Here is a 1,345-nt window from a genome sequence, read left to right as displayed (position 1 = left end):
TTCCAAGGACGGTCTACTGCGGATTTATTTAGATTAACTTTCAACTTAAGTTTCCCTTCAATAAACGAAGTAATAGAGTTCATAACCCGATTGCCTGCCTTCTCTGTTTTCACATAGATGTTGCAGTCATCGGCGTATCGGACAAATTTGTGGCCTCTTTCCTCTAGCTCCTTATCAAGTTCATCAAGGACAATGTTAGAAAGGAGAGGACTGAGAGGGCCTCCCTGTGGGGTTCCTTCTTCACTGGTCGTCACGATACCATCTATCATGATGCCCGATTTCAGATATTTACGGATTAACTTAAGAAGACGCTTATCTTCGATTCGTTTCGCTAGTGCCCCCATAAGTCTGTCATGGTTTACTTTGTCGAAGAATTTCTCCAAGTCGATATCAATTACCCAACGATTACCTTCCTGAATATATCCTTTTGCTTTCTTTACTGCGTCATGGGCACTTCGATTTGGTCGAAATCCATAACTATGGTCTGAAAACGCTGGGTCATATAGAGAAGTTAAAATTTGGGCAATTGCTTGTTGAATCAGACGGTCTATCACGGTAGGGATACCTAATAACCGCATACCACCATCAGGTTTCGGGATTTCGACCCTACGGACGGGTTGCGGATCATAAGTCCCTTCGAGGAGTTCCATTTTCATAGATTCCCAGTGTTCCAAGATGTGTTTCCGTAGGTTTTGTACGGACATTCCATCTACACCATGACTCCCTTTATTCCGTTCTACCCTTTTCAGGGCAGAGAGCAGATTTTCTCGTGATAGTATTCGTTCCATCAACATTGTTACGCCTCTTTCCGTGAACAACGGTTCTTCTTATGCCAGTTCTGCTCCACCATCTTGAGGTCCCCCGTGGAATTCACCACTTCCTCCATCAAGCATGCCATATCGGTTATCTGTGTTCTTCGCAGTTTACTGAATGCCAAGATGTTGTTCTCTCTAAATTGTTCAGCCCTTCCCATCCTTCTCGAGTTCGAATGGTACTATGGCTTCTGCTGACTTCTGATTGTTCAGCTATCCATCACTAGATAGGTTATCAAGTGTACTTGACGTATCAATCAGACCTCCCCAGGTAAGAGTACAGTCTTTCCCTCCATCTATCTGCTTCATTTACTCTGTATCACCTTTGGCAGAAAGGACTTTGTTTTGTATTGCAAACTCATCCAATGATACCTAGCCTTATATGAAGTTCGTGTTCCTCAGACCGGAGGTTTGCCGCTCGCTTCCTTCAGATTTTGCGTCACCGCAAACACCCTTGCGTTAAGCTACTGCTACTTCTGCCTTCACAGTTCGGGACTTTCACCCTATAGACTGCACCCATGCTGGGCGCACAA

At 44.5% G+C, this 1,345-nt stretch carries 1 protein-coding gene; it reads right to left on the bottom strand.

Annotated elements, in window-relative coordinates; all coding sequences use genetic code 11:
* Positions 1-794 (bottom strand): group II intron reverse transcriptase/maturase (ltrA, locus tag PY093_RS21230; RefSeq protein ID WP_275647711.1); only part of this gene is annotated, 794 nt, incomplete at its 3' end.
* Between the last annotated feature and the right edge of the window lie 551 nt (positions 795-1,345).

This window comes from Cytobacillus sp. S13-E01, from assembly GCF_029193815.1.
In the GTDB taxonomy this organism is placed as follows: domain Bacteria; phylum Bacillota; class Bacilli; order Bacillales; family Bacillaceae_L; genus Bacillus_BV.
The sequence above is the reverse complement of the archived record's forward strand: the minus strand, read 5'-3'. Positions and strand labels throughout refer to the sequence as shown.